Genomic DNA, 8320 nt, shown 5'->3' on the forward strand with positions numbered 1-8320 from the left:
ATGGAGAAGAAAGACAAGAAACAGAGGGATATAGTCCTGTCGCAAAACAATGCGCTGACTACCGCACGCTACAAGTTCGACCTTATCGAAAAACGTGCCCTATACTCCATTATACGAAATATCCGGGCGCAATACATTGAGAACGAGAACGGCAGACGGGACTTATTCGATGATCTGATTATCACCATACACGAGGAAGAACTAAAGAAATGCGGCGACAATACCAAGATGCAAAACATCTACGATGCGCTAAAACGGCTTAGAAATCGCGATATAGAGATTAACAACGAAAAGATGTGGCTAAGTATCGGTTTTGTCAATTACGTCAAGCATATCAAAAATAAATCGTATTTTGAGGTGCAAGTCTCCAAAGAGGTACTACCCTATTACGTGGAACTCGCCCAAAACTTCACGAGTTACTCCATGACGGTAGCAATCGCACTCAAAAGCACATTCTCGCAAAGGTTTTACGAACTGTGCTGCCAATACCGAAACGCCGGGTTCTTCTTCTACACAGTCGAAAAGCTTCGGGAAATGTTCATGTTGGAAAAGAAATACAAACGGGGATGCGATTTCAAAAGGCGTGTACTTGACGATCCGCAAAAGGAACTCCGGGAATTGTACAATGCCGGACAATGCGATTTATATTTCGAGTTCGAGCCAAAGAGCTACAAAGGCAAGAAAGTGACCGAATACAAATTTTACGTTTACACAAGGCAAACCGAACAACAAAAGCTATTGGAATACGAAAGCGCAAAACAGGCGATCATCTACATAACAACCACTATTTCGAGGTTCTCTAAAAGTGACAAAGGATATGTTAAGCGTGTAGTGAACGCCGTACAGTTACACCCGGAAATAGCCGTACAGGTGGCGCAAAAGATACAAAAGAAGTTTGAGCAATATATAGACAAGCCAGCCAAACAGATAGGAGCTATCATCCGGGTTTGCTTAATGGAAGATTTTGGTATAGAATAAAAAACATACAAGTATGAAAACAGGTGATAAAGTTATCGTACCAGCCGAAATAAACGGCTATGGCAGGGATTTACGGGCAATGGTTACAGAGATAGAGAAGTTCGCCGGGGCAATATTCGTAACAGTAATATTCACCGAACCATGTCCGGAAGCTTGCGGAAGAAATGGGGGCGTTTACCATGATTTCCAGCTAATAGCAAGATGATTTATTTTGCTATAATCGCAATAATTTGCAATAATGTTTGTGATAAATTGCCATAACAATACTTATAACTACCTTTGCAACAGAATATAGCATTTTACAGCAATGGAAAAAGGACAGGAAAGCAAGCAAAAAAGGAAAACACCGCTTACCACCATAGCGATAAGCCAAGAGTACGCCCAAAAATTAGACGAGTATTTAAACGGTACGGGTATAACTCGCAAAGAATTTGTCGAGTTGTCCGTTGATTATTTCCAAAGAACCGGGTTCGACCTCCGGGGTGAAGCTTTTGACCTCTCCCCATTGGAAAAGGTTGCCGGGCGGCTGGAACAATCCGCAAAGATCATGGAACGACACAACGAGGGAACGGAATCGGTGCGCCTGCTTCTCCAAGCTGTCCGGGAACAGACCGCCAAGCAACTCCCTGCTCCGGAACTAATCGCCCATGCCGCTGAAGAAAAAGCAAAGGCAGAAGCCAAAAACGAAGAACAAGAAAGGGAGATTGCCCGGCTGCGCTCCGAGAACTCCGCTCTGCAGGAATATAAAGAAAAGGCACATCGAGAACTGTGCCGGGTACGTGACGAACAAAAGACTATAGGGAAAATAAAAGTTCATACAGAATTATAAAAAAGAGGAAATGTAAACACTTCCTCTTTTTCTTACAATATCTTACAGTTTATTTCTTCACATATGTAACTGCTACCCAAAAGGCATTACCGGCACTCAGGTTATTAGCAACAATACTATTCCCACTGATTCGGCAACCTAATGCTTTTTTCAAAGTGTGATCAAATGCTGTAAAGAAAAGGTTACTAACATTCGGTCTTAAAGCGTTTGGAATCGTTGCAATGACCATGTCATTACCTGCATTGGACTTAGCCCAACCGCTAAAGCTGATTGTTACAACATTGTTCTCGGCAACTGCATACTTGTCGTTCATGGCGCTACATGCTGCACCTGGCATTAATTGTGATGAATAGTCGATTACGGCTTTTACATCTGCTGTTTTCTCGTCCATAATCTAATTTTAATTAAGGTTTTACATTCTTGTTATAAAGTCATATGCATATTAGCTTCATTATAATATACAAATCAATCAATGAAAACGTTCAACAAGAAATAACATTTTGCACAAAATTAACACAATATTCATAATGCCAATACATAATTTTCTCATATAGAACAAATTAGTTATTTTTGCACCAAAATATGACTATATGAACATAAGAAAACTATCAATCATTATACCTGCATATAATGAAGCAAATACGATAGCACAATTATTGTATGGTGTTGTAAATGCTCCATTGCCTAGTGGCATAGAAAAAGAAATAATCATCATTGATGATTGTTCAACAGACAACACTGCTTTACAAGTAAGAAAAGTATAACAAAGCAACCCTAATGCGCATATAATATATACCAAGCTCAAAGAAAACAAAGGAAAAGGATTTGCTGTACGAACAGGTATCAAATTGGCAAACGGCGAAGCTATCATAATACAAGATGCTGACTTGGAATATGATCCTAACGATTATACCAATATGCTTCAGCTATTGATTAATGATGAATGCAAGGTTGTATATGGTTCTAGGATATTAAACCAACAGAACAAGTATTCCTATCACTCTTTTTATTGGGGAGGACGTTTTATATCTTTTGTCACAAGCATACTATTCACACAAAAAATAACAGATGAACCAACTTGTTATAAAATGTTTGAATCCTCCTTATTAAAATCCATTCCCCTTACCAGCAACCGTTTTGGTTTCTGTCCTGAAGTCACCGCTAAGATTTTACGAAAAGGCATACAGATAAAGGAAGTACCTATCAATTACTTTCCACGTACAAAACAAGAAGGGAAAAAAATTAAATGGCGGGATGGAGCAGAAGCACTTTATCTTCTCATAAAATACAGATGGGGAAACATTGATGAGAGTGTCAATCTCAAAAAAGGTACTGAAGTTCAATGGACTGTAAAAAACATATTCGCGGTAATCATATCATTGTTACTTATATATACCTTGTTCTGTCATTTTCCTGCATATCATTGGGTTTATGCAGATTTACTCAAGAAAAACATGGCACAAAAGAAAAGATACCCACATCTGACTTTTGATCAAAAGATGCAAATTAAGTTAGGTGCTGATTATCAATATTTAATGTACCTTCGGGAAACAACTCCACAGAATGCAATCATACTATACCCATCAGCAACAGCCTTTCACAAAAAAGGTAGTCCGTTTACACATGGCATAAGCAACAAGATATGTGCCACACGTTTTCTATATCCGCGAAGACTTGTCTTAGAAAGCGAAATAAGCACAAATAAATATGCTGGAAAGATAACTCATGTAGCTATCGTTAATGGAGAAATACCAAATGGAATCACTCTTCCAACCGATTCCATTCCTCCACATGTAGTTTTCGCTGTTAGTTCCCATTCAAATTAAATTCGTATGCTCACCATTGGAATTATTATAATACTGATTATGGGACTTCTCATTGTTTGTCTCATCTCAAAAGAACTTTCATGTATTGAAAAAATTGGTCTCTCTTTCCCTGTCGGAATAGGAGTTCAGACCATGCTCATGGCTTTAATCAACCTTTGCGGACTGCGCTTAACCGCTATTTCTGTTCTCTCTTCCGGATTGCTGATGCTTTTTGTTCTGCTTGTCCTTCTTTTTCGTAGGAATTCACAGACACATCTACATCCCATACAAGGTTTAGACACATCTAAATATAACATGGTATGGATGCTGTTTATCGGACTTGTCATATACTTCGAATACATGAACTTTGTGAAATGCATGTACTTCCCTACATTTGACCGTGACAGCCTTGCCGGATTCGATACGATAGGCTACGTAATAGCACAAGAACATACCTTCCGACATATAAGCCTTTTTCAGCACGATTATATGCCATCTATCCACAACGCAGGAAGTTACATTACATATGCACCTATGACGCAACTAAGTTATGCCTTTGTATATTTGCTTGGTGCCGAGACCTCCAAACTTATCCCAGCTTTTATATTTCTTTTCTTTCTTATCACATTCTATGGAGTGATGAAAAGAATTTCCGGACATACATGTGCAGCCGTAGCAACTTTTCTCACTATGATAACTCCTGAAATGATTGCTTTTTCTTCTTTATCTGCAACCAATGTCATTCATGCTGTCAGTGCATCATTAGGAATTATTTATATTGCCTTATGGACTAAATACAAATCTCAAGAAGATCTCCTGCTCGGTTCATTACTATTGGGATTAAATATTTGGACCCGAACGGATGGTATTGTATTCGTACTTGGTGCATTACCTGTAATCGGTTTCATCTCAATAAAAAATAAACAATGGAAAACATTCCTTTCACCATTATGTGCTTTTATTCCTGCACTATTTTGGATGCTTTTTTGTAAAATGAACAATTTTTATTCAGAAAGTATTGCAATTACTCACCTCTTTTGGGATTCGGAAAAGGCTAACATTATATGGAACGGTATAAAATCCCTATGCCTTGACAAGCAGTTTTATGGCATAAGTTTCCTATTTTTTACAATATCAGTTTTATGCAACAGTTGGTTTATCTGGAAGAAGAAGGATAATCTTCCACTACTTGTTATGATTGCATTCTCTCTTTTGCTATACATGATAGTACTTTATCAAATAGATTATAAATGGGATTCCATTCACAACGTTTTAGCTTACTCTGCCAAGCGTTTTCTATTCTGTTTCATTCCGCTGATATGGTTTTATTCCATGTCCAATAAATGGATAGTATTATTATTCAACAAATTAGAAACATTCTTAAAATAAGCAGTAAGTTTCCTATAAAAGGAGACTTACTGTACAATTACAAGAATAAAAAGAAAGCGATATCGAAGCGTTACACCATAAAACATCATTACGGTTATTACAAAATGATATTGCGTACATAGCTGATCGTTGCGGTTCTCCCACCATGCGGACAAATCACGGTAACAAAATGACAAAACAGATACCGTACCAAAGAACAACATTTTTTTCTTTTTTCCTAAACACCTGTCAGCGAAGCACAGAGTATTTTTTACCCGAAGAGTGAAACGTCCCTTTACAAATGCGGCGTGCGGAACTACCTTTGTGCCGGAAAATAGAAAAATTACATACCCATTCCGAAACCTCTGCTCCTTTTTGGCTTCTGCTGGAGTTCCGGATCTTCCTCCTGCTGCTTCTTGGGGATAGGCTGCTCGATGTCCGGCGTTTTCTCCACCTGTCGGATTTTTGACCTCTCCGGCTCCTGCCGGGTTTGAAGCTCCGCTTTGAGATTGTCCCATTTCTCCTTTCTGATGCGCTGCGCACGCTCCACCTGTCGGGCGATTTCTGCCGGGTTGCCGTTCTTGACGGCGTTAAGGTAGTCGAAACTTTCCTCCGGCTCCCGGTCAAACCCCATGCGCCGATCAAAAGAGCTTTCACACTTCCGGAGAAAATCCGTCCGGTCAAAACCTCCTTTCACGTTGCCGCAGTTCTTCTTCCCGGTATGGTTGGTTTTAGGGCTTAACTTCTTGGTGTTGCTCCGGTCTTTCCGGCTGACGATGATATGTGCGTGCATATCGCTTTCACTGTCACCGTCCCGGTTGAAATGAATTTTTGCGTAATATTCCACATCATCGCTTTTCAAGCCTTTTCCGAATCCATCCGCATAGTTTCTCATCACATCCTGCCGGATGTACCGTCGTAAGGCTTCCGCACGTTCCTGCGGAGTTCTGCCCATGCTGCGCAGCTCCTTCTCTGAAGGGCTGACGGTGATGACATAGAACTTTGCGTCAGTACGGCTTAACTTAGCCTTGTTGTTGTCTATCTTGAATGTGACCTCCTTTGCGCTCACGTAGTCCCGGAACTGGTTGAAGAACGGCTGTACCTCCTCCCCTTTCTTCATCCTCTCCAAGTCCTCATGCTGAAGATAGTTCGTCACCGGAACGCAACTGCCGGTATTGGCATAAGTGCCGTTACCGCCTCCCTGTATCTTCACGTTCATTTCTTTTCCCTCTTGTTCTTCTCGTCCTTGTATAAGGCTTTTATGTCATCAAAAAGCCCGGCTTTTCCTTTCGCATCGATGTAGCTTGCGATATAGGAGAAGATCTTCTCCTGCCTTTGTGTCACAGCATCCAGCCTTGCGTAAATTGCTTGCTGGTTCTTCACGATCATCTCCCTCGACTGACCGACCGCCTTTTCCGTCCGGTCCAAAGCCTGCTCCCTTACCCCGGCAAGGCTCGCAAGGTCACGCATGAAAAGGTCATTTGCCTTTTGATATTGGCTGAACTTTTTTTCCGTAAGTATCGAATCCATGCTCATGGTTACTCTCGTGCTTGTGCTGCTCATTGCTTCACAAGCCGGACGCAAGAAATCCTGCTCCTGCTTCCGGATGAACGCTATCACCTGATCACAGCGTTTGATAAGTTTCTGCATTTCCTTTGCCGGGCTTTCATGCTCAACCGGATTGATGCCGTACTTCTCGAAGTACTCCAGTGCGCAGGAAAGGAAGTCTTTCTTTGATACATTATTGGACTTTGCCAGCCTGTCAAGCCGGGCAAACGTTTTTCGGTCAATGGTTACTGAGGTGGTTGTTTCCTTTTCCATACAATTGCGGTTTTAATTGCCAATTATATTATTAAATCTCTGATTTACAAAGGTATGATTTTAGCTACAATTTCAAAATAATTGTAGCTAAAAATCTTAAACGGCTGAATATAAGCCGTAACCCCGTAGGGCAAGAGGAAAAAACAGGGCTTGCCCGGTTTCCTCTTGCTGTTCTTTCAACTGCTTTGCATCCGGCGAACACCCTCCCCTGCGGTACGGCAAAAAAGTACTTTTACATCGTACAAGGGGGGACGGGGAGAGCCGGGCAAAGCACAAAGAAAGAACCTATTCCACAAACAAAAAAACACACGCCAAAACGACACAACAGGCTGTATCAAGACAAGACAAAAAATTGTAATGCGCATTACAGAATCAAAAAAGATGCGTCCAATTTGGCAACCAAACAATAAAACACTATCTTTGCCACAGAGACAATAAAAGCAAAGAATTATGTTAGTAATCAGCACAAGAGATTTCAGAGCCAACCAAACTAAGTTTTTGGATATGGTCAATAACGGCGAAGACATCGTATTGAAGTCAAGGGAAAAAGGCAGTTTCAAACTTGTCCCTGTCAAAGAAGAGGATACCATTATCAACAAACGGGACATAATGGCGGAACTCAAAGGAGCTTTGCAACAGGTTAAAGACCACATGGACGGAAAAATACAACTCAAATCGGCAGAAGCCTTGTTAGATGAACTTAGAGTTTGTTCCCTCTGATTATTTCGCTACGGAACTGAAAAAGCTGGCAAAGCGTTACAGAGGGCTTGCCGATGATTATGAAGCTTTTTTAGATAGTTTGAAAGAAAATCCCATGCAAGGTACGGAAATAGCTCCCAATATCCGCAAGATCCGAATGCCTATAACAGCCAAAGGACGAGGCAAATCTGGTGGTGCTCGTGTCATTACCTACAATGCTATCGTTGCAGAACAAGAGGGAAAAATATACCTGCTGCTTATCTACGACAAAGCGGATGCATCAAACGTAAAGATGAATGTGGTTAAACAGATTGTCAAAGACTTAGGATTGTGAACAATATAACACGTTATAAAGCAATTCATTACATGGTTTTCAGGAGTGTGCTTTCACTCCCGGAAGCTCTTGGTTTTATACATAAAAAATCATAATTACACAAAAATTAACACACCAAAAAAATCTTCCTAATCCGTTGCACTTGGCTTTACCTGTTTCCACGTTCTCCCATTCTTCGGAAATTCGTCGTATTAAAAAACACGCTGAAAAGTGGAGCGAAGCGACCTATATAAACCAAAAAAGAAACACTCGATTGCTTTACGGTAATTTTTAGTTTCTTTTTAGTTACTTTTATGGCATAGTGCAACATATTGATTTGCAGTATTTTATAGAGGTCATCTACGACAAATTTCCGAACATCTACGACAAATTTCCGAACATCTACGACAAATTTCCGAAAAAAACGGCTATCTACGACAAATATTCTACGTCAAATATTTGCTTTTGTCGTGGATAAATATTTCCTTTGCGAAAAGCATTAAAGCC

At 40.4% G+C, this 8320-nt stretch carries 9 protein-coding genes and 1 pseudogene; 7 read left to right on the plus strand and 3 right to left on the minus strand.

Going from position 1 to position 8320, the window contains the following annotated elements; all coding sequences use genetic code 11:
* From VYM24_RS25285 to VYM24_RS25295, 3 genes are all read left to right on the plus strand, one after another.
* Window positions 1-978, plus strand: a complete 978-nt coding sequence (locus tag VYM24_RS25285) for a replication initiation protein (RefSeq protein WP_016274501.1) — start codon at window positions 1-3, stop codon at window positions 976-978.
* Window positions 979-991: 13 nt separating this feature from the next.
* Window positions 992-1183, plus strand: coding sequence for a hypothetical protein (locus VYM24_RS25290; protein WP_016274500.1), 192 nt, complete (start codon window positions 992-994; stop codon window positions 1181-1183).
* Between the two features lie 102 nt (window positions 1184-1285).
* Window positions 1286-1807 (plus strand): hypothetical protein, encoded by a 522-nt coding sequence (locus tag VYM24_RS25295; RefSeq protein ID WP_016274499.1) that lies wholly within the window; start codon window positions 1286-1288, stop codon window positions 1805-1807.
* Window positions 1808-1856: 49 nt separating this feature from the next.
* On the opposite strand, the gene VYM24_RS25300 is transcribed toward VYM24_RS25295, so the two are convergent.
* Complete coding sequence (locus tag VYM24_RS25300) at window positions 1857-2198, minus strand: hypothetical protein (protein ID WP_016271956.1); 342 nt, start codon at window positions 2196-2198, stop codon at window positions 1857-1859.
* A gap of 199 nt (window positions 2199-2397) precedes the next feature.
* Here VYM24_RS25300 and VYM24_RS25305 point away from each other — a divergent pair.
* Both VYM24_RS25305 and VYM24_RS25310 read left to right on the plus strand, forming a co-directional pair.
* Window positions 2398-3633, plus strand: a pseudogene (locus VYM24_RS25305) (glycosyltransferase family 2 protein).
* 513 nt (window positions 3634-4146) lie between these two features.
* A complete protein-coding gene (locus VYM24_RS25310; RefSeq protein ID WP_255323766.1) occupies window positions 4147-5001 on the plus strand; it encodes a hypothetical protein in 855 nt (284 codons plus the stop codon).
* Between the two features lie 322 nt (window positions 5002-5323).
* Here the strand turns inward: VYM24_RS25310 and btgB are convergent, their stop codons facing one another.
* Window positions 5324-6199: a mobilization protein BtgB gene (gene btgB, locus VYM24_RS25315; protein ID WP_330942302.1), complete on the minus strand. Its 876-nt coding sequence runs from the start codon at window positions 6197-6199 to the stop codon at window positions 5324-5326.
* Window positions 6196-6801: a mobilization protein BtgA gene (gene btgA, locus VYM24_RS25320; RefSeq protein WP_016274495.1), complete on the minus strand. Its 606-nt coding sequence runs from the start codon at window positions 6799-6801 to the stop codon at window positions 6196-6198. The genes btgB and btgA overlap by 4 nt, the downstream gene beginning before the upstream one ends.
* Before the next feature lie 450 nt (window positions 6802-7251).
* On the opposite strand from btgA, the gene VYM24_RS25325 reads away from it, so the two are divergent.
* A complete protein-coding gene (locus tag VYM24_RS25325) occupies window positions 7252-7521 on the plus strand; it encodes a type II toxin-antitoxin system Phd/YefM family antitoxin (protein WP_016271951.1) in 270 nt (89 codons plus the stop codon).
* Window positions 7496-7834, plus strand: coding sequence for a hypothetical protein (locus VYM24_RS25330; protein WP_016274494.1), 339 nt, complete (start codon window positions 7496-7498; stop codon window positions 7832-7834). The genes VYM24_RS25325 and VYM24_RS25330 overlap by 26 nt, the downstream gene beginning before the upstream one ends.
* Window positions 7835-8320: the final 486 nt, after the last annotated feature.

Source organism: Bacteroides sp. MSB163, assembly GCF_036416795.1.
Classification (GTDB): Bacteria; Bacteroidota; Bacteroidia; order Bacteroidales; family Bacteroidaceae; genus Bacteroides; species Bacteroides maternus.

What these genes read in the sequence shown, in the direction of transcription:
- VYM24_RS25285 (WP_016274501.1), top strand. Translation starts at nt 1, where the DNA reads ATGGAGAAGAAAGACAAGAAACAGAGGGATATAGTCCTGTCGCAAAAC.
- VYM24_RS25290 (WP_016274500.1), top strand. Translation starts at nt 992, where the DNA reads ATGAAAACAGGTGATAAAGTTATCGTACCAGCCGAAATAAACGGCTAT.
- VYM24_RS25295 (WP_016274499.1), top strand. Translation starts at nt 1,286, where the DNA reads ATGGAAAAAGGACAGGAAAGCAAGCAAAAAAGGAAAACACCGCTTACC.
- VYM24_RS25300 (WP_016271956.1), bottom strand. Translation starts at nt 2,198, where the DNA reads ATGGACGAGAAAACAGCAGATGTAAAAGCCGTAATCGACTATTCATCA.
- VYM24_RS25310 (WP_255323766.1), top strand. Translation starts at nt 4,147, where the DNA reads ATGACGCAACTAAGTTATGCCTTTGTATATTTGCTTGGTGCCGAGACC.
- btgB (WP_330942302.1), bottom strand. Translation starts at nt 6,199, where the DNA reads ATGAACGTGAAGATACAGGGAGGCGGTAACGGCACTTATGCCAATACC.
- btgA (WP_016274495.1), bottom strand. Translation starts at nt 6,801, where the DNA reads ATGGAAAAGGAAACAACCACCTCAGTAACCATTGACCGAAAAACGTTT.
- VYM24_RS25325 (WP_016271951.1), top strand. Translation starts at nt 7,252, where the DNA reads ATGTTAGTAATCAGCACAAGAGATTTCAGAGCCAACCAAACTAAGTTT.
- VYM24_RS25330 (WP_016274494.1), top strand. Translation starts at nt 7,496, where the DNA reads ATGAACTTAGAGTTTGTTCCCTCTGATTATTTCGCTACGGAACTGAAA.